Here is a 19472-nt window from a genome sequence, read left to right as displayed (position 1 = left end):
TTTTACCAGCTTTAAATAGTTTATAATTATAGGATGATAGTAGATATTTTAATTTATAAGTACTTATAATAGACTATGATAGGGTTATATTTGAGACAGAAAAGGTGTGTTCCTAGGTGAACCCTTTCTTTTTGTGGACACTTTGCAGGAGCATTTACACTTTTTTGCAAATATAGTGGATGAGGAAGGTTATAATGAGCAACATACAGACAAAAACAGACATTATCTTAATTGGTGCCGGAGTTATGAGTGCGACTTTGGGATCTTTTCTGAAAGAGTTAGCACCCGAATGGGAAATCAAAGTGTTTGAGAAACTCGAGAGTCCAGGTGAAGAAAGTTCTAATGAATGGAATAATGCGGGTACGGGCCATTCCGCACTGTGCGAGCTCAACTACACGGTTGAAAAACCTGATGGATCTTTAGATATAAGTAAAGCTATTAATATTAATCAACAATTCCAGCTTTCAAGGCAGTTTTGGTCTTATCTCGTTAATCGTAAGCTTATTCAAAATCCAGAGGATTTTATTAGGCCTTTGCCTCATATGAGTTTAGTACAAGGGGATGCCGACGTTACTTTTTTGAGGAAACGTTTTGAAGCGTTGTCAAGCAATCCCTTATTCCAGGGGATGGAATTTTCCGATGATCCAGAAAAGTTAAAGGAATGGATCCCTCTAATCATGGAAGGGCGTGCGTCGACTGAATCCATTGCTGCGACAAAAATTGATACAGGTACGGATGTTAACTTTGGCGCTTTAACACGTATGTTGTTTGAGTACTTAAAGACTCAAAATGTCCAAGTTAATTACAAACATAAGGTGAAAAATATTAAACGGACGAATGATGGGTTGTGGGAAGTGAAAGTACGCAATCTCGAGACTGGTGCTGTGGAATATCATACGGCTAAATTTGTTTTTATTGGTGGTGGAGGTGGCAGTCTGCCTTTATTACAAAAGACAGGTATTCCTGAATCCAAGCATATTGGAGGCTTTCCGGTTAGTGGTCTCTTTATGGTATGCAAAAATCCAGATGTTGTGGCTGAGCACGAAGCCAAGGTCTATGGCAAAGCGAAGGTTGGCGCTCCTCCGATGTCTGTTCCGCATTTGGATACAAGGTATATTGACGGCAAAAAATCGTTACTGTTTGGCCCTTTTGCCGGATTTTCACCTAAGTTCTTAAAAACAGGCTCCTATTTTGATTTGTTTGGTTCTATAAAACCGAATAATGTCTTTACAATGCTAGCAGCGGGCGTTAAAGAGATGGCGTTGACTAAATATTTGATTCAACAAGTGCTGTTGTCTAATGAAAAACGGATGGAAGAATTACGTGAATTTGTTCCTAATGCAAAAAGTGAGGATTGGGATATTGTTGTAGCGGGTCAGCGTGTCCAAGTGATCAAAGACACCGAAACAGGTGGTAAAGGGACACTTCAATTTGGGACAGAAGTGGTGACCGCTGCGGATGGTTCAGTTGCCGCATTGCTTGGTGCATCCCCGGGTGCTTCTACGGCTGTTCACGTTATGCTTGAAGTATTGGACAAATGCTTCCCAGAACGAAAGGAAGAATGGGAACCAAAAATAAAAGAAATGATTCCTTCTTATGGGGTTTCTTTAATGGATAACCCTGATTTGCTACATGAAATTCAGATTGCGACTGCAAAAACGCTCGGTTTAAACTAAAGAAAAACGGTCCTTAGAGACCATTTTTTGGAGAAAGAAATTTGCAGTCAGCTTCTGCATCTTGAAAGTTAGTAAAAAAAAGAACCTTTTCCTCTTTCATGAGATAAAAGGTTCTTTTTCATTCTAGCGTCAGAAAGCATAACTTTGTGGAAGACCTTATAATTGCAACTTTTCCTTTCGCCATTAAGGCTGGGTGACAACCTTAGTGAGTGCGATAGCACGAACATTAGGTTGTGCTTAGCGAGGCGATAAGGTATAAGTCGAGTTTTCTAATGCTTCTTTTGATTTTAAAAATGAATTTTATATTTTAAAGCTTCTGAGGGTAATCAACGTAATAATATTATGGAAGGGAGGCTTAAAGTTGAAAAAATATTTGTTGTTTACAGGAGTTTTTCTTGTTGCTTTTGTTATTCTACAGGTGTTATCGGGTTGGGTATTAACACTTTTTTATACCCCTAATTGGATGCGACCTCAACTTTACCCTCTCAAGTTGATTTTGGAAATGCAAGTGTTATTCCTTCACTGGTTATCGTGTTCCTAGCGCTTGCTATTGCTTTGGGCACAACTAAAATTATCGTCAAAAGAGCCAGGAAATAATGGGCACGAAAAACATATCCCTTACATTGGTTCAAGCCATTTCTCTATTCAATAATCGGTATATAGAACATGGGTAAGTCATTTAAGTTAAAAATAAATGAAAATGTACAAAATAAAAAACACGAGTAAACTTTCATCAGTTATAATAGAAGGAGTCATTATACGGTGGTGAGGCTAAATGGAGCACATTGATAAGCCATTGATTTCAGGTTGGCTTTCTTTGACAAATGCTTATACAGCAGTTATGAATCGGTTAGAAGGCGCTTTGCAAGAAGACCATGACCTAACATTAAAAGAGTTCTATGTCTTACTTTTTCTCTCTGAAACGTCTGAAAAAAAGTTAAAGCTAAACCAATTGCAGAAAATGGTAGGTTTGAGCCAGAGTGCCATGTCCAGGCTCGTTGCACGCTTTGAAGCCAAAGGATGTGGAGCACTCCAACGAGAAATTTGCCAGGATGATCGACGGAATATTTATACGTCGATTACAACAATAGGTGAAGATAAATTACAAAAAGCAATGCAGACATGTCACTCCATAATAAAAACGGCAATCACAGAAAAAGATATTCAAGAGGGACTAAGGGCCCTATTACTAAAACCGATCAAAGACTAAAAAAACCTGTTTAAAGGCCATATGTTGCTTTTCGCTAAAAGGGAAAGAGGCGTGCATAAGAATGGCTCGATAACAGAATTTTTCTATGGTAGGTTTTTTTATTTGACGATGACCTTTATTATCGTTTAATCTATGCATGTGCATACATTTAATAATCAAGTTATTTGAAGGACAACCTTATACAATGATGACGTTGTCTAAAAAGGAGAGGCATTCAATGGAACATTTATTTACACCTTATAAGATAAAAAGTTTAGAACTCAAAAATCGTGTGGTTATGCCACCGATGTGTCAATACTCAGTATTCAATAAGGATGGTATTGCTACCGATTGGCATTATGTTCATTACGTGAGCAGAGCTATTGGTGGTGCAGGATTAATTATCATTGAAATGACCGATGTTGAACCAGATGGTCGTATTACAGATTATGATTTAGGTTTGTGGTCTGACGAGCAAATTCCTGCTTTAGCTCGAATCATTGAGGCTTGTCATCAATACGGTGCTAAGGTTGGCATTCAGATCGCTCATGCAGGTCGCAAGGCAGAAGATGCTGCTGAACCTGTAGCGCCATCAGCCATTCCTTTTGACGAAAATTCTAAAACGCCAAGGGAACTTACGATTGATGAAATCAAGGACATGGTTGAAAAATTCCGTCAGACTGTCGCTCGCGCAGTAAAAGCAGGTGTTGATGTGATCGAGCTTCACGGTGCCCATGGATACTTAATTCATGAATTCCAATCCGCTTATACTAATAAACGAACAGATGAATACGGTCAGGACTTAGCCAAGTTTGGTAAGGAAGTCATCCAAGCGGCTAAGAGCGAAATGCCAGCTGATATGCCACTCATTATGCGGATCTCAGGAAAAGAATATGTAGAGGGTGGCTACGGTATTGAAGAAAGCATTGCCTTTTCTAAAGAATATAAGGCAGCTGGAGTAGATATGTTTCATGTCAGTGCTGGTGGTGAAGGCCAAATTGCCGCTCATGGTAGACCTGGTACACATGCCGCTTATCAAGTCCCATTAGCGAGAGACATCAAGCACACATTAGACGTACCAGTCATTGCAGTTGGACGGTTAGATGAGCCTGCTTTAGCCAATGCTGTTATAGGTAATGAAGAGGCTGATCTTGTTGCTGTTGGTAGAGGGATGTTAAGAAATCCATACTGGACGTTAGAAGCTGCAGCAAAGCTAAACAAAGCAACAGCTTATCCTCAACAATATCAAGTGAGCTTTCCAAAGGAGCGCAAGGAATAGGAGGAATAAATAATGCCTAAAAAAATATTGATGGTCGTCACGAACCATACTACTATTACAGATGATCATAAAACAGGTCTTTGGCTTGAAGAATTTGCTGTACCGTATTTAGTGTTTAAAAAACATGGATACGAGGTCAAAGTCACAAGTATTGACGGTGGGGAAGTTGCTTTAGACCCAAACAGTATCGAAGAAAAGCAGGAATGGAAAGAAGCTGAAGCAGAATTAAAGGGTACAGCGAAGCTTTCTAAAGAAGACGCTCAAGGCTTTGACGCTGTCTTTTTACCGGGTGGACATGGCACGATGTTTGATTTCCCTGAGAACGAAACTCTTCTTTATGTGTTGCAACAATTTGCAGAAGAAAACAAGGTGATTGGCTCTGTCTGTCACGGACCAGCCGGTCTAGTGAATGTGACCTATAAAGATGGCACACCTTTGGTAAAAGGTAAAAAGGTGTCGGCTTTCACGGATTCCGAAGAAAAAGAAATGCAATTGGATCAACATATGCCTTTCCTTTTAGAAACGAAACTGCGAGAAAAAGGTGCTGACTTTGTTTCAGGAGCTAACTGGACGGATCATTCTGTAAGAGATGGTCATTTAATCACGGGACAAAATCCTCATTCCAGTAAAAGCACAGCAGAAAAAGTGGTAGAAGCTTTAGAGGAAGAATAAAGAATGGCTAGAAAAAGGGAAACAGGTTGATTTCGAGTTTTCCTTTTCTATCCTTTTTTTCAGGGAGGTATTCGCAATGGAATATCGTAAGCTGGGAAGAACGGGTTTGAAGGTAAGTGAAATCAGTTTAGGTAGCTGGTTAACTTATGGGAATTCTACAGAAGCAGATACGGCGACCAAAGTTATTGATAAGGCTTATGATCTCGGAATTAATTCCTTTGATACAGCCAATATGTATGCGCTTGGTGAGGCAGAGAAAATCGTTGGCCAAGCTTTATCTAAGTATCCACGAGAATCCTTTGTGCTAGCTACTAAAGTCTTTTGGCCAATGGGCGATGGCCCCAATGATCGTGGGTTATCTAGAAAGCATGTCTTTGAACAATTACATGCAAGCCTAAAACGATTAAAGATGGACTATGTGGACATTTATTATTGTCATCGTTATGATCCTGAGACGCCTGTTGATGAAACGCTTCGTACTATTGATGATATGGTACGACAAGGGAAGGTTTTATATGTTGGGGTCAGTGAATGGACAGCGGCCCAAATTGTTGAAGGCTTAGGGACTGCCGATCGCTATTTGTTAGATCGAATCGTCGTTAATCAACCACAATATAATATGTTGCATCGCGACATTGAACAAGATGTCCTTCTAACCAGTGTTAAGAATGGCATCAGCCAAGTGGTCTTTTCGCCACTGGCACAAGGTGTATTAACAGGAAAATACCGACGGGGACAAGCCTTACCTGAAGGAAGCCGGGCCACAGATCCTTCCTCTAACATGTTTATGAGTGCGTATTTAGAGGATAACGTACTCGAAAAAGTAGAAAAGTTAATTGGATTAGCAAAAGGGTTGGATCTTTCTTTATCGCAATTAGCCATTGCTTGGATCTTGCGGCAACCCGGTGTTGCCAGTGCACTCGTAGGGGCAAGTAAACCACAACAAATAGAAGAGAATGCTAAAGCATCTGGTGTCCAATTATCTGAAGATACCCTCAATACCATTGAAGATATACTTCAATAAATAATAAAAGGTGATAGCCTGTCCCAAATTCGGACAGGCTTCTTTACAAATGATAGTATTAAACTGGAGGAGCCTGTCTAGTACGAAGAAAATAAAATGATTGGGATGGTTTACAATCAATGTTAAAATTAATACATATCACAACAGAAGCGCTTGGGCAATATTCATCATTGACTTTTTTAATAGATTTAAAGGGGGCCAACAAGGTCTTCGTTAGGACCTCAACTTTTATAGAAAAGGATGATTGAAGTGACTATAGTAGACAAGACACATGATCCATTCTCGATCAAAGAAAAGGCGATTTCGTTTCTTCAACTTGTCGCAAAGGGAAAAGTGCGAGAGGCCTACATACGTTATGTGGACGATTGTTTTTGTCATCACAATCCTTTTTTTAAAGGAGACTCACAATCGCTTATGTTGGCGATGGAAGAGGATGCGGCACAGAATCCTAACAAGCTCCTTGAGGTCAAACAAGTTGTTTCTGAAGGGGATACTGTGGTTGTGCACTCCTATATGAGACAACATCAAGAATCCCTCGGAGTGGCACTTGTACATATTTTTCGCTTTCATGAGGGCAACATCGTTGAATTATGGGATATTGGTCAACCTATACCTAAGCAATCACCGAATGAGAACGGGCCTTTTTAAGCATAGATAATGTTTAAAGTTCGGGAAGAATGCTTTGGGATTTCAACAAAAGAACCAAAAAAGACGATTGACTTTTAGGGGATCAACATGGATAAAGAACATTACTATGACAAAGTGTTAAATATAAAAACAGCCTTCAAGCCTATGAGGGTGCCAAAGAATAAGCATTATCATCCTTATGAACCGACACCATATGAAGGCTTAGAGGCACTATTTAAAGCATATGAGATCAGACATAAGGGACGGATTGTCGATTTTGGCTGTGGGATGGGGCGAATCAATTTTTATCTTCATTATTTTTTTAAAGTGTCAGTGATAGGTGTAGAAATGAACGAAGGCCTGTACAGCTCTGCTAAAGAGAATCTTAAGGGCTACGCAAAAAAGTATAAAGTCTCTAACGAGGAATTACAATTCTTTAACTGCCAAGCTGAAGATTATGCTATTACCCCTTTAGATAGTCAGTTCTATTTTTTTAACCCTTTTTCTATAGAGGTGTTTAAGAGGATTGTTAATCATATTTTAGTGTCTTATGAGGAAGCCCCTAGAGAAATGGATGTTCTCTTATATTATCCATCAGAGAATTATACCTATTTTTTAGAAGACCAAACGCCATTTCAATTAAAAGAAGAAATTGTTCTAAGAGAATTATATAAAAACAATCCTTATGAACGTTTTTTGATCTATACCTTTGGTTAGATCTTTCGTTTCCTTAAGTTACTGCTGGAATAGGCTATTTCATAATAAAAGGGTGAGAAGGTTGGGGCTGGAATGAATATAAAGCTCGAGAAGCAACAGTTAATGTGGCGCTATTTAGACGCTTTGGAGTTAAAGGACCTTAAGACCAATGAAGCTTTCTGGAACCATTTAGAAGGTCGACATGATGACACATTATTAGACCGATTAGATGATGCCTTTATTGCACAAATTGATGGAACAAATGAGGAAGAAATTTACCGTGTTAAAAATGAAAACCTCAAATTAAGTCTTGATGTCGCCAATTACTCCACAAACCTTTACAGAAGTTATTTTGAATGGCTTATTCAATATACATCCAAGTACAAGTACCAAACGCCTGAAAAAGTACTAGATATAGGCTGTGATAATGGCATTGTCACTTGTTTTTATGGTCTCTTATTCCCACAGTCAAAGATCATAGGTATTGATATCCAAAAAAATGGCCTCAAGGTGGCAAATGAGCTTAAAGAAAAATTCAAACTCAATAATGTCACTTTTTTAAGTCTTGATGTAAAGGAGATCCTTCATCACTTTTCTCCCCATTTCTTTGATCTTATTACTTCTGTGCGAACTTTTCACGAAATCATTGGCTTCCCTGAGCCTCCAGAAGTAGAGTCTGTGGCTGATCTGTTACATCTAAATATTAAATATGATGAGGAAAACTTGCTCAGTAAAATACATGAGGCTTTACGTGATGAAAAGAGCACATTTATAACTACAGAACGCCTTATAGACGAGAGCGCCCTTTTTCTTTGGAAGCAGGCACTCAGAAGGGCAAACCTACTGATTAAATCGTCGGATGTCATGAAGTTCCATGAGTTAGGTCATGAACAACACATGCCGCTACTCGTTGCCGGTATAAAGTCATAAATGGATAGGATACCAAAGAGTGCAATGCGTTTTCTAAAAGAAGGCGGCTAAGGTTATATATTTTATAGTGGCGATAGCGTGCTGTCCCTATTAATATTCTTTTAATAACGTTCATCATTTATAACATAGTGGAGGACCTTATAAGTTCAACTTTGGCTTTCGCCTTAAGGCTTGGCACCACCTTTATGTGTGAAGGCGTATACCTGAACAACAGGCTGTGCATAGTGGATCCGATGGAGCGCAAGCCAAGTTTTCTAGGAAGAAGTCTCATGTTACAATAAACAGGAAAGAAATCCAGTTGAAAAAGAAGGTAAACGATTTGAATCATAAACATAATACAGCTCTTGAAATTAAATCAGAAGATATTCCTTTATATAAAAAATTAGGGTTTCGCCCTCAAACCACGCAAGTGTTTTATGCTAAAGCTATCGTTTCATTTTTTAAAAAGGTGGCCGTGCGACAACCTGATGAAGGCCAAGCGCTACGGACTGAGCTCTCTTTGTTTACCCAATTTATGGAGAATGAGAGATTCACTTCTTGGGAAGAGTGTCAAAAAAACGTGTGGGAAAAATTACTGACCTTTTCCTATATTGATTTAGATTATGAGCAAACGCAAAGTAAAGCTCAATCCTTTTATAAAACCATTTTAGACCTAGCGAGATGGTTGGACGAACATGAAAAGCACGACTTTTTGTTTGCAAGTGGGGTAGAAGCAGTAGAAGCGAAATATCAAGAAGAGGTTCTTAGCGCGATCAGAGTGTTAGAGATTTACCGAGGAAAGGTCGAGAACCCTTTTTTGACAGGATATGAAGATATTCGTCGTGAAACGTTACTAGATGAAGTCGGCAGTCAGAGGACATCTGAAGGAGTATTTGAAATTGTTGACCTATTAGACGAAACGATGGAGCTCAAATCACTCTTGACGAAGAAGACTTTCACTGTTCATGTTTCTAAGTTGATTGCTAACGATGTTCATTTGGGGACGACTTTTATCGGTGTTCTAAACGAAGCTTACCCTAATCAATGGGAGATATTAACGCTTGATCGAGTCTTTCCTCCAACGGCAAAGTCTTATTTGTATAAAAATATTGGGATTAAAATATAATTCCGGTCATTTCACAAGAGGATTAGGACAGAAGTCCTTTACTCATAGAGGAATCCGAACATTCTATTTGAATGAACGGATTTTTCTTTATTCTTATGATGAGGCGAATTGCTCTGTCAAAACAGTTCGCTTTCACAAACACAGCCGCAGCTCATTAGGGATGGGCTATTGAGGAAATTTTTGGACTTATTATCAATTTTCATATCTTAAGGAAGTACGATGTTGATTCGGTTAAAATGAGATAAATTTCTGTGATAATATACCAATAAAAGCAGGAGTTTTAAACCTATTCCTAGAATTAGTATTTAGAAGATTAAAAGACTTTTTTGGACAATTAAAGGATGAGGCTCAGGGACGCTATAATTTGAAAACCTTCTACGTAAGCGTTTTAAAGGTGCCTTAATTGAAAAAGGGGGAATTAACACCGATAAAAAGTCAAGTTGTATTGGAAAATGGCCCAGCTATATTGCTATTTTTACAAGTGGAAAGACATATATATGAAGTAATAAAAAGAAATGGGGGAATTTGAGATGGATTTTACTTTCAATCGTCCAAAAATTGCTAAAAACATTACGGAGTTAATAGGAAACACACCACTTGTCCGATTAAACAATATTAGTGATGAAACAGGTGCAGAGGTTCTAGCAAAATTAGAATATTTTAACCCGCTTGGGAGTGTGAAGGATCGCATTGGCTTTGCTATGATTGAATCAGCAGAGGAGCAAGGACAATTGCATAAGGATACGGTCATTATTGAACCCACGAGTGGAAATACAGGGATTGCCTTAGCGTATGTGGCAGCAGTGAAAGGCTATCGTTGTATCTTAGTGATGCCAGAAACGATGAGTGTTGAGCGCCGCCACATGCTTAAGGCTTTCGGCACTGAGCTAGTACTTACTGAAGGATCCAAGGGGATGAAGGGAGCTATTGAAAAAGCGAACGAACTTGCTGAAAAGTATGAGAACTCATTTGTCCCCCAACAATTTAATAATCCCGCTAATCCAGAGGTGCACCGCCAGACAACCGCAAATGAAATTTGGAATGATACCGATGGCAAGGTCGACATTGTTGTCAGTGGGATTGGTACTGGGGGCACAATTACCGGGATTACAGAGGTCCTTAAAGAGAAAAAGCCATCTCTTTGGTCTGTTGCTATTGAACCAGAGGATTCCCCTGTACTCTCAGGCGGCTCTTCAGGTCCACATAAAATTCAGGGGATTGGCGCCGGATTTGTTCCTGAAGTCTTAAATACAGAGGTTTATGATGAAATTGCCAAAATATCCAACGAAGAAGCCTTTGCAGCCTCTAGAAAGATTGCGAAAGAAGAAGGCATTTTTGTTGGTATTTCCTCAGGTGCGGCAATCGCTGCTGCAAAAAAAGTTGCAGCGCGTTCTGAGAATAAAGGAAAGACCATCGTCACGATTTTACCAGATACAGGTGAACGTTACCTTTCAACCCCACTATTCCAAGAGGATTAATAAGTAAAAAATTGATTAAGCGTATCAGAGTTAAAACTCCTTCACTCGTTGAAGGAGTTTTTCTTGTGAACACGTATTGAACTCAAGCCATGGACGCAATCCAGTGATTTTGTACGAAAACTTTGTACGAAGACTATGTGAGAAAAGTAATGAAAAGCATTAGTTTCCATTGTAAAATCGATTTTATTTGATGAAGTCTCATGAAATTGATAAAAAAACTCAACGAAACAATATAAATCTGTTAAAATAAAGAAGGCATTTAAGGAGATTGTTGCTAAGAAAATTTCTGTCAATGTCGCTTATATATTGAAAGGGTTTACAAATAAAAGGATTTCTTCAATCAATAGAGAATATCTTTTAGTATGGGGAATACCTATTGGTAAACCTTCAATGATTTTTTCAAGAAAGTATAGTAGAGAAGGAGAGAGAAAAAAGATGGCATACAATAGCTTGATAGCCAGGGTAGAACTCACCCATGTATCATTTGGTGAGGTTGCTTCTGTGATAGGAAAAGCGGGTGGCGACATCATATCTATTGATGTAATTACATCAAGTGGGGAATCATCAATACGTGATATTACCATTGAGGTTGGAGACAACGAGGAACAGCAAGTTCTTGATAATCTGAAAGCCATTGATGGCATTAAAGTGATCAATGTTTCAGATAGAACATTTCTCTCTCATTTAGGTGGGAAAGTATCAGTTGAATCAAAAATTCCAATAAAAAATAGAGATGATCTGTCTAGAGTCTATACACCTGGTGTTGCCCGCGTGTGTTCAGCGATTCACGAAGATCAACGTAAAGCCTACTCTTTGACCATTAAAAGGAATACTGTTGCAGTCATAACCGATGGGAGTGCCGTATTAGGACTTGGAGATATCGGACCTCTTGCTTCGGCACCTGTGATGGAAGGGAAGGCGATGCTATTCAAACAATTAGGTGACGTCGACGCTTTTCCAATATGCTTAGACACTCAAGATACAGAAGAAATCATACAAACAATAAAAAATATTGCCCCTATCTTTGGTGGCATTAACTTAGAGGATATCAGTTCTCCGCGTTGTTTTGAAATTGAGGAAAGATTGACGAAGGAATTAGATATTCCTGTTTTCCATGATGATCAACATGGCACAGCTGTTGTTGTCATTGCTGGCCTCTTAAACGCTTTAAAAGTGGTAGGCAAAAACATTGAAGATATCCGTGTGGTGGTCAATGGGATAGGTGCAGCCGGTGTTGCCATTTGTAAAATGCTACTCAGTGCAGGTGTAAAGAGGTTAGTTCCTGTCGATTTTGAGGGTGCGATTACCTATGGTGGAAACTATCCTTATCCAATGTGGCAATGGCTTGCAGAACAAGAACAAGTGGAAAGCCAACCAGGAACGTTGAAGGAAGTTATTCAAGATGCAGATGTGTTTATTGGCGTCTCTAGAGGCGGTCTATTAACGGGAGAAGATGTTCAGAAGATGGCAGAGAATCCAATTGTCTTCGCGATGGCTAATCCAAATCCAGAAATAGCTCCAGAAGAGGCTCTGGAACATGTCAGTGTTTTTGCTACAGGGCGGAGTGATTATCCTAACCAAATCAATAATGTGCTTGTATTTCCAGGGATTTATCGCGGAGCTCTAGATTGCCGGGCAAGTCTTATAAACGAGCCTATGAAGCTTGCGGCTGCTCGGGCTATTGCGGCTGTCGTTACTGAAAAGGAATTAAATGCCCAATATATCATTCCGAGTATTTTCAATGAGCATGTGGTAGACAAGGTGAGGCATGCTGTTATTGAAACTGCGATCTTAACTGGAGTTGCGCGTCGTATTCCACCTGATTTTAGATAAGAAAAAAGAAAATAAGGGAATAAAAGAATATATTTCATAAGAAAATTGCTCCTTTTTATAATTTTGGTGGGACCTTAATTATACAAAAGGGGCGATTGTTATTTTTAGAAGCAAGAAGGTATAAGTTTTGATCATCAGGACGGTGTGGATTTCCGTTTCAGAACGCTCGCTTTCCTCATGCCCATACGACTATGGAAAGCTGCTAAGAGAATAATCCTCGCGGAAAAATCATGTTTTACAATTTTTTGATGTGGGTAGGGTCGGCGTTCGACGCACCATCGGGGCTCGAAAAGTGTTCTTTACTTTTGGCGGTGGTATTAATGTACTAGCTTCGGCGTTGTCACATAGACGTGACGGATTTAGGGATACTGAAGAAAAATGCCCAACTAAATAATGACCGGACATGCTTTACGCCCTGTTTTTTCTTATTGTACAAATTGTAATGATAACCCACCAGGAATTCACGAGACGTCTGTAGGATTAACGCGTTCTATGAGTCCTTACAAAGCCGCTGATATTCAGGATTTTAGGACTCCTTGTTTATATGTGCCGCACTTCTAAAGAAGAGCACCCTATAAAATGAGCACCTTGACATTGACGTTATTTCGATGAATGATAATGTTAATAAAGGTGAGGATGGATAAGATGAACGATAATGTAAATATTTTAATTATTGAAGATGATGAGGATATCAATCGCTTACTTTGTCATATTGTCAGCACGAACGGCTATACGCCAAAGCCGGCTTATTCCGGAACGGAAGCCTTGATATATATCGAAAATCAAAAATGGGATATGGTCCTGCTAGATTTGATGCTCCCAGGTTTGTCTGGTGAAGAGATTTTAAGGAAAGTGTCGACTGAGAGTGCCGTTCCTGTCATTATTATTTCTGCAAAGCTGAAAACAGAAACAAAAATCGCCACTTTAAAGGCAGGTGCGGATGACTATATTACGAAACCCTTTGATATTGAGGAGGTATCGGCAAGAATCGAGGCTTGCTTAAGAAGATACCGGCGTCTGTCAGAACTACCTGTAAACCATCAGCTTTATCATAAGGATCTTCTACTGGATACAGAGGCAAAAAAGGCTTTTGTGAAGGGGAGTGAGTTGAAATTAACGGGACTTGAGTATGAGATATTATTTCTGTTAATGTCCTCTCCAAAGAAAGTCTTCACAAAAGCAAATGTATTCGAAAGCGTGTGGCATGAAGCATTCCATGGTGACGATAATACGATAAATGTACATATGAGCAATATAAGACATAAACTCTCGAAAGCGAATCCTGATGAAGAGTATATTGAAACCATCTGGGGAATGGGCTACCGCCTTAAAACTTAAGGGATTCTTAAGATTTATCTTAAGGCTTTCTTATGTTTTCCTTCTTATAGTAATTAAGTAGACAACATGTCAAAATTAAGTTTGAGTTGGGAAGGAAAATGGCAATGAATGAGTATGTTCTTAAAACCCATGATTTATCAAAGGTCTATCAGAAGAAAATGGCCCTTAATAAAGTGAGTATGGCCATTGAAAAAGGCTCCATTTATGGTTTTATTGGGCAAAACGGAGCGGGCAAGTCAACATTAATCCGTCTTATTACGGGACTTGCTTTTCCGACAGCAGGAACGTTTGAGCTATTTGGCAAAAGCAACAATACCGGCGAATTTATTGAAGCGAGAAAACGGATTGGGACAATCATTGAGGGGCCTGCTTTATATCCACAAATGACCGCAGTTGAAAATTTAGAAACCCATCGCTTATTAAAGGGGATCCCTGGAAAGGAATGTATTGAAAAAACGCTGACGCTTGTAGGATTACAAGGTACAGGAAAGAAGAAAGCCAAGCATTTTTCCTTAGGAATGAAGCAACGCCTTGGGCTTGCGATTGCCTTACTTGGTGATCCAGAATTTTTACTTCTTGATGAACCAATAAATGGATTAGATCCTATGGGCGTCGTTGAAATTCGTGAATTACTAAAGAGATTGAATCAAGAATATGGGATTACAATCTTAATTTCTAGTCATATTTTAAGCGAGCTTCATTTATTAGCGACTCATTATGGTATTATTCATAATGGCATATTGCTAGAGCAGTTATCGGCAAAAGAACTAAATGAAAAATGCCAGCAATACTTGCATATTAAAGTTGATGATTGCAACAAAGCAGTTACTGTAATCGAAAGGTTTTTGGAAACACAAAACTTTGAAGTCATGCCTGATGGATCAATCAAATTATTTGCCTATGTCGATCAACCTGGAAAGGTATCAAAGACTTTAACCGATGAAGCCTTGATTATCGAAGCATTTATGCCTATGGGTGAAGACCTAGAAACCTACTTTACTCGTCGTATAGGGGGTGTTCAGCATGGGTAATTTGTTGAAAACAGAGTGGTATAAATTACGAAAAGATCGATCTTTTTGGGTCCTCACAGGTTTCTTAGTTATTTTCGCTATTCTGTATCCCTTAATATTAGAAGTGGGTAAAGAGGCAAATGTGAATGACTTTTACAGAGGGAATATTCTTTCCATCAACAGTGATATCGTGAGACTCTTCCCGGCTATTTTAGCAGGTTTCTTTATTGCCAGTGAATACTCAATGGGAACAATGAAAAGCATCGTTTCTTCTGGTAATAGTAGAGTGCGCATGTATTTCGCGAAATTGACGATCTTTTCAATTGGATCAATCATCATCATGTTAATATTACCAATTGTTATGATGGGAGCGAGTGCTGTTTACAAAGGCTTCGATGTGATGCCCGAATGGACGTTTTTTTTCCAAACGCTTGGTCTCATTTCACTTTTTGCAGCTGCCTTTGCCTCGGTTATGGCCTTCTTTTCGACCCTTTTTACTGACAGTGGGAAGACGATTGGATTTCTCCTGTTGTTTCTTGCCCTTATCGGAAGCTTATTAGAGTTTGTCAGTGCTAAGGTTGCATTTTTGGAACCGATCATCACACATTCGATATTTATTTCTCAGAGCTCCATCTTGACCATTGATCAAATCGATCATTGGAACGGTGAGATGTTATGGACTTTTATAGGGGTTCCAATCTTGACATTCATAATCTTTGGTTTTTTTGGTAGCTTGATTTTCCGAAAGAAGGAAATTAAATAAGACAGAAAGCGGGTGAGAAATCTGATTTACGTAACGTTAATAGTTGCAGCTGTACTTCTATATGTTCTCACCCGTCTTTATTTTTTAAAAAGGGAAATCAAACGTGTTTCCCGCCAGCTTAATGAACGCAATGCCCATGTCACAGAAAAAAAATTAGATCTTCGTTATTTTGATAAAGATTTTGAAAAGCTCGTGAAGGCAGTCAATGACCAAATTGATTTAACCAAAAAAGCCCAAGCAGAAAAGCGGTTGACCGAAAATGAATTGAAGCAGGCGATATCCTCTATTTCACACGACATTCGTACCCCTATGACCTCGATATTGGGATATATTCAGTTTTTAGAATCAAAGGATATTACTCCAGAAATGAGAAATGAGTATATTCATATTATCAAAAATAGTACGTTGCGGTTAAAGGTCTTACTTGAAGATTTTTTCGAGCTCTCGATTATCGAACAAACTGATTATCCAGTGAAAATGGAAAGAATCTCATTAAATCCTTTGATCTTAGAAGTATTGTTAGGCTTTTACGAGGCGTTTAATAAAAGGAATATAGAACCGAGAATAAATATTCCCCACCAAGATATTGTCATTATGGCTGATACATCTGCCATGAAACGAGTGCTTGAAAATCTTGTCAACAATGCAATTAAACATTCAAGCGGACATGTGACCATTGAACTCAAACAAACAAGTACAAAAGTTCAATTGATCATTAGTAATCCTGCTCCCCAATTAAGTGACCAAGATCTAAGTCATATGTTCGATCGATTTTATAAAGCTGACCAAACAAGAACAGGAAAGGGGACTGGGCTTGGTTTATCCATTGCGAAGAGTTTAATGGAGAAAATGAATGGCGGTCTAAAGGCTGAATTAATGGAGCAGCAATTATTCATGAAGTGTGAATGGGAACATAAGGTTTATCCCCAATAAAAGAGAGATTAGATGATGGTTAAAGGACTGCACTCGAGGGTTGTCGTTTCAGACTCGAGTACAGTTTTTAATAAGTTCACATGAACACCTTAGTGATTGGTGTCATAAAAACGGGTTCGTTCAGATTACTTTTTATTAACCGAAGCCTCATAGATTGATTTGACGGCTTCCTCAAGGGTTGCATTAAAAGTTTCATCCGACTGATTAACATTTAAATCATTACTCAATGCCCTCGAAAAGCTAGCAATAACACCTTCGTTTTCCTTGAGTTTTTCATTAGCTTCTTCGCGAGAATACCCTCCTGAGAGTGCTACCACACGGACTACCCGTGGGTGATCGGTTAATTCTTTGTAGGTATTAGGAATTGTAGGAAGCGACAATTTTAACATGACATTATCTTCCTCAGATAAGTCGTTTAGGTGGTTGACCAATTCCTCTTTCAAAAACGCTTCAGATTTTTCTTTATCCTGGCTATTGATATCGACTTCTGGCTCAATAATTGGAACAAGATCCGCAGCAATAATTTGTTTGGCTAACTCGAATTGTTGGTCAACAACTGCTTTAATACTTTCAGGGTTTGCTTCCTTAATAACTGAGCGCATCTTTGTCCCAAAGATATGACGCTCATTGGCGCGTTTGAGTAAGTCGACCAAATTCGGAATTGGCTTCATCATTTGGACACCATTAGAAAGTTCTGCGAGGCCTTTGTCCACTTTTAAGAAAGGAACAATGCCTTTTTTCTGTGCCAAATAATCTGCCGTATATAAGCCTTCAATTTGACTGTCCATGGTTTGTTCAAAAAGAATGGCCCCAAGAATGTAGTGAGAATCAAAAGCTGGTGAGGTAATGATCCGTGTCCGCATGTCGTGAACAAGCTTAAACATTTCCTCTTCATTGGAATAAGCATCTTCTGAAACCCCATAATTCGCCAGTGCCTTTGGTGTGCTCCCGCCACTTTGATCAAGGGCCGCTATGAACCCTTTACCGTTCTTTATTTTTTCTAATTGATCTTTTTGCATGTTGTTCACTCCTTCATTGTTATTATGTACTAATGACCGTCCAATCATGATTGTAGCACTTGAGAGGTGTAGAGATGAAGTAATAGGACATTATATCAATTCAAAACCTATGTGGATGGGTAACTCAGGCTTATAATAGGTATGCTTTCCCTAAAAAAACGCATGATAAGAATGAAGGGTGGCGAACGCTATGCTTATTCTTGAATTAGCCATTATTTTATTAGCTTCAAAAGTAGCCGGTAGCCTGAGCGTGAGATTAGGACAACCCTCTGTACTGGGGAAACTTCTGATCGGCATAGTATTAGGTCCTTCTGTATTGGGCTTGGTAGAGGACACAGAAATATTATCGGAGTTCAGTGAGATGGGTGTCATATTATTGATGTTTATCGCTGGATTAGAGACAGATATTAAAGAATTTAAAAGAACGGGGAAAGGGGCGACGCTTGTAGGTTTTGGTGGCATAATTATTCCGCTTATTATTGGATTTTTTGTCGGAATGATCATGAATTTACCCCCTTTAGAATCATGGTTTTTAGGGTTATTACTCTCAGCAACAAGTGTCAGTATATCGGTCCAAGCTCTAAAAGAAATGGATCAATTAAAAACCCCAGCTGGGGCTACGATCTTAGGTGCGGCAGTCATTGATGATATCGTCGTGGTCATTGCCCTTGCCTTCCTCATGAGTTTTGCTGGAGGGGATGTTCATTTAACAACTGTTATCATCAAAAAGGTTTTATACTTTGTTGGAGCTATTCTCGTAGGGTGGAAAATTGTTCCTTGGTTTTTAAAGAGATTTACTTCATTAAAGGTAACAGAGACGGTGATATCTTCGGCGCTGATCATCTGTTTTATTTTTGCCTATTTGGCGGAATATACTGGGGTAGCGGCAATCATTGGTGCGTACATAGCAGGTGTAGCTATAAGTGTTACCCATTTTAAGCATGAAGTTTTTGAAAAAGTGGAGACCATTAGTTATTCGATTTTTGTCCCTGTATTTTTTACTTCTATTGGTATTACCGCTGAATTTTATGGTATAACTAATCATCTAGGTATTATTACGATTCTTAGTATCATCGCCATCCTGACAAAATTATTAGGAGCATCCCTTGGTGCTAAAGCTGCTGGATTTAGTTGGAAGCCTGCATTGGGAATTGGTTCAGCGATGGTCTCACGTGGTGAAGTGGCATTAATTATTGCTGCCATAGGTTTAGAGGCGAAGCTCTTAAGTGCAGATATGTTTGCCGAACTTGTTGTCGTAGTCCTGGTGACAACCATTGTTACACCGCCCATGATGAAAGTTTTTTTAAAGGATAAGGCACAAAAGGAGACATCGATCAGGGAATAAAGAAATGATTGTATTCTTTTAGCCTGTTTATTTGATGACTTTATGGTATAATCATGTCAATAATTTCGAAAGGGATGATGGGTGGACAATGATTAACTAATCTTATTTTTAAAGTTTGAAAACACATCTTTCAAAACATACAAAATAGGATTAGTCTGCCCATTTATATAGAGTGTGAAAAGCAATAGAAATATCGCTTATTTATTCATGCAACGGTACGACTAATCCTTCCAAATCCACTGGGAGGATTTTTTTATAAGGCCATTTTTGTAGAAGACTGTTGCTTTATTTTAAAGACATGAATAGTAGAAGGAAATTGCGACGTAACTATTAAGCTAAGAGTTCACAAGTGATTACTGCTTGCTTATGGTGTGGATTTGAGCTTCAGGTCGCTCGCTTTCCTCGGGCACGGCCTCAGCTAACTTGGGAATGGATTAATGGGTTTCCCAAGTGGATCTTCGGACACGTGCTGTTCCCGAAGGAGCCAGAGCGCCTTACGCTCCAATTCACTTGATAGCTGCGATGCTTTTTGTTAGAAGCAGCTGTCAGCACCTT

The 19472-nt window shown here is 39.0% G+C and carries 18 protein-coding genes; 17 read left to right on the top strand and 1 reads right to left on the bottom strand.

Annotated features, from left to right (window positions below; translation table 11 throughout):
• The first annotated feature begins 194 nt into the window (after nucleotides 1-194).
• The 16 genes from IEV91_RS16495 (at nucleotide 195) to IEV91_RS16420 (ending at nucleotide 16553) form a co-directional block, all read left to right on the top strand.
• Complete coding sequence (locus IEV91_RS16495; RefSeq protein WP_188498532.1) at nucleotides 195-1676, top strand: malate:quinone oxidoreductase; 1482 nt, start codon at nucleotides 195-197, stop codon at nucleotides 1674-1676.
• Nucleotides 1677-2037: 361 nt separating this feature from the next.
• A complete protein-coding gene (locus tag IEV91_RS16490; RefSeq protein WP_188498531.1) occupies nucleotides 2038-2217 on the top strand; it encodes a hypothetical protein in 180 nt (59 codons plus the stop codon).
• A 234-nt stretch (nucleotides 2218-2451) separates the two neighbouring features.
• A complete protein-coding gene (locus IEV91_RS16485; protein WP_188498530.1) occupies nucleotides 2452-2886 on the top strand; it encodes a MarR family winged helix-turn-helix transcriptional regulator in 435 nt (144 codons plus the stop codon).
• A gap of 217 nt (nucleotides 2887-3103) precedes the next feature.
• Complete coding sequence (locus tag IEV91_RS16480) at nucleotides 3104-4144, top strand: NADH:flavin oxidoreductase/NADH oxidase (protein WP_188498529.1); 1041 nt, start codon at nucleotides 3104-3106, stop codon at nucleotides 4142-4144.
• A 12-nt stretch (nucleotides 4145-4156) separates the two neighbouring features.
• Entirely contained in the window at nucleotides 4157-4816 is a 660-nt protein-coding gene (locus IEV91_RS16475; RefSeq protein ID WP_188498528.1) for a type 1 glutamine amidotransferase domain-containing protein, read from the top strand.
• 76 nt (nucleotides 4817-4892) lie between these two features.
• A complete protein-coding gene (locus IEV91_RS16470; protein ID WP_188498527.1) occupies nucleotides 4893-5840 on the top strand; it encodes an aldo/keto reductase family protein in 948 nt (315 codons plus the stop codon).
• A 240-nt stretch (nucleotides 5841-6080) separates the two neighbouring features.
• Nucleotides 6081-6488: a nuclear transport factor 2 family protein gene (locus tag IEV91_RS16465; protein ID WP_188498526.1), complete on the top strand. Its 408-nt coding sequence runs from the start codon at nucleotides 6081-6083 to the stop codon at nucleotides 6486-6488.
• 87 nt (nucleotides 6489-6575) lie between these two features.
• Nucleotides 6576-7184, top strand: coding sequence for a class I SAM-dependent methyltransferase (locus IEV91_RS16460; protein WP_188498525.1), 609 nt, complete (start codon nucleotides 6576-6578; stop codon nucleotides 7182-7184).
• Nucleotides 7185-7256: 72 nt separating this feature from the next.
• Nucleotides 7257-8093, top strand: a complete 837-nt coding sequence (locus IEV91_RS16455; RefSeq protein WP_188498524.1) for a class I SAM-dependent methyltransferase — start codon at nucleotides 7257-7259, stop codon at nucleotides 8091-8093.
• A gap of 319 nt (nucleotides 8094-8412) precedes the next feature.
• Nucleotides 8413-9198 (top strand): hypothetical protein, encoded by a 786-nt coding sequence (locus tag IEV91_RS16450; RefSeq protein ID WP_188498523.1) that lies wholly within the window; start codon nucleotides 8413-8415, stop codon nucleotides 9196-9198.
• A 530-nt stretch (nucleotides 9199-9728) separates the two neighbouring features.
• Nucleotides 9729-10676, top strand: a complete 948-nt coding sequence (gene cysK, locus IEV91_RS16445) for a cysteine synthase A (RefSeq protein WP_188498522.1) — start codon at nucleotides 9729-9731, stop codon at nucleotides 10674-10676.
• 435 nt (nucleotides 10677-11111) lie between these two features.
• On the top strand, nucleotides 11112-12509 hold the full coding sequence (locus tag IEV91_RS16440; protein ID WP_188498521.1) for an NAD-dependent malic enzyme: 1398 nt from the start codon (nucleotides 11112-11114) through the stop codon (nucleotides 12507-12509).
• A 645-nt stretch (nucleotides 12510-13154) separates the two neighbouring features.
• Nucleotides 13155-13847, top strand: coding sequence for a response regulator transcription factor (locus IEV91_RS16435; RefSeq protein WP_188498520.1), 693 nt, complete (start codon nucleotides 13155-13157; stop codon nucleotides 13845-13847).
• Between the two features lie 104 nt (nucleotides 13848-13951).
• Nucleotides 13952-14878: an ATP-binding cassette domain-containing protein gene (locus tag IEV91_RS16430; RefSeq protein WP_188498519.1), complete on the top strand. Its 927-nt coding sequence runs from the start codon at nucleotides 13952-13954 to the stop codon at nucleotides 14876-14878.
• The gene (locus IEV91_RS16425) at nucleotides 14871-15620 is read left to right on the top strand and encodes an ABC transporter permease (RefSeq protein ID WP_188498518.1); all 750 of its coding nucleotides are present in this window, start codon (nucleotides 14871-14873) and stop codon (nucleotides 15618-15620) included. Before IEV91_RS16430 ends, IEV91_RS16425 begins: the two co-directional genes overlap by 8 nt.
• A 12-nt stretch (nucleotides 15621-15632) precedes the next feature.
• Entirely contained in the window at nucleotides 15633-16553 is a 921-nt protein-coding gene (locus tag IEV91_RS16420; RefSeq protein WP_308420043.1) for a sensor histidine kinase, read from the top strand.
• Between the two features lie 125 nt (nucleotides 16554-16678).
• Here the strand turns inward: IEV91_RS16420 and IEV91_RS16415 are convergent, their stop codons facing one another.
• Entirely contained in the window at nucleotides 16679-17572 is an 894-nt protein-coding gene (locus tag IEV91_RS16415) for a fructose bisphosphate aldolase (RefSeq protein ID WP_188498517.1), read from the bottom strand.
• A 190-nt stretch (nucleotides 17573-17762) separates the two neighbouring features.
• On the opposite strand from IEV91_RS16415, the gene IEV91_RS16410 reads away from it, so the two are divergent.
• The gene (locus IEV91_RS16410; protein ID WP_188498516.1) at nucleotides 17763-18917 is read left to right on the top strand and encodes a cation:proton antiporter; all 1155 of its coding nucleotides are present in this window, start codon (nucleotides 17763-17765) and stop codon (nucleotides 18915-18917) included.
• The last annotated feature ends 555 nt before the right edge of the window (nucleotides 18918-19472 follow it).

The sequence above is a fragment of the Pullulanibacillus pueri genome, from assembly GCF_014639255.1.
Taxonomy (GTDB): domain Bacteria; phylum Bacillota; class Bacilli; order Bacillales; family Sporolactobacillaceae; genus Pullulanibacillus; species Pullulanibacillus pueri.
Note: the sequence above shows the minus strand (reverse complement) of the source record. Positions and strands in the feature narration are given on the sequence as shown.

What these genes read in the sequence shown, in the direction of transcription:
- IEV91_RS16495 (WP_188498532.1), top strand. Translation starts at nt 195, where the DNA reads ATGAGCAACATACAGACAAAAACAGACATTATCTTAATTGGTGCCGGA.
- IEV91_RS16440 (WP_188498521.1), top strand. Translation starts at nt 11,112, where the DNA reads ATGGCATACAATAGCTTGATAGCCAGGGTAGAACTCACCCATGTATCA.
- IEV91_RS16430 (WP_188498519.1), top strand. Translation starts at nt 13,952, where the DNA reads ATGAATGAGTATGTTCTTAAAACCCATGATTTATCAAAGGTCTATCAG.
- IEV91_RS16455 (WP_188498524.1), top strand. Translation starts at nt 7,257, where the DNA reads ATGAATATAAAGCTCGAGAAGCAACAGTTAATGTGGCGCTATTTAGAC.
- IEV91_RS16415 (WP_188498517.1), bottom strand. Translation starts at nt 17,572, where the DNA reads ATGCAAAAAGATCAATTAGAAAAAATAAAGAACGGTAAAGGGTTCATA.
- IEV91_RS16460 (WP_188498525.1), top strand. Translation starts at nt 6,576, where the DNA reads ATGGATAAAGAACATTACTATGACAAAGTGTTAAATATAAAAACAGCC.
- cysK (WP_188498522.1), top strand. Translation starts at nt 9,729, where the DNA reads ATGGATTTTACTTTCAATCGTCCAAAAATTGCTAAAAACATTACGGAG.
- IEV91_RS16465 (WP_188498526.1), top strand. Translation starts at nt 6,081, where the DNA reads ATGATTGAAGTGACTATAGTAGACAAGACACATGATCCATTCTCGATC.
- IEV91_RS16470 (WP_188498527.1), top strand. Translation starts at nt 4,893, where the DNA reads ATGGAATATCGTAAGCTGGGAAGAACGGGTTTGAAGGTAAGTGAAATC.
- IEV91_RS16410 (WP_188498516.1), top strand. Translation starts at nt 17,763, where the DNA reads ATGCTTATTCTTGAATTAGCCATTATTTTATTAGCTTCAAAAGTAGCC.
- IEV91_RS16480 (WP_188498529.1), top strand. Translation starts at nt 3,104, where the DNA reads ATGGAACATTTATTTACACCTTATAAGATAAAAAGTTTAGAACTCAAA.
- IEV91_RS16435 (WP_188498520.1), top strand. Translation starts at nt 13,155, where the DNA reads ATGAACGATAATGTAAATATTTTAATTATTGAAGATGATGAGGATATC.
- IEV91_RS16475 (WP_188498528.1), top strand. Translation starts at nt 4,157, where the DNA reads ATGCCTAAAAAAATATTGATGGTCGTCACGAACCATACTACTATTACA.
- IEV91_RS16485 (WP_188498530.1), top strand. Translation starts at nt 2,452, where the DNA reads ATGGAGCACATTGATAAGCCATTGATTTCAGGTTGGCTTTCTTTGACA.
- IEV91_RS16425 (WP_188498518.1), top strand. Translation starts at nt 14,871, where the DNA reads ATGGGTAATTTGTTGAAAACAGAGTGGTATAAATTACGAAAAGATCGA.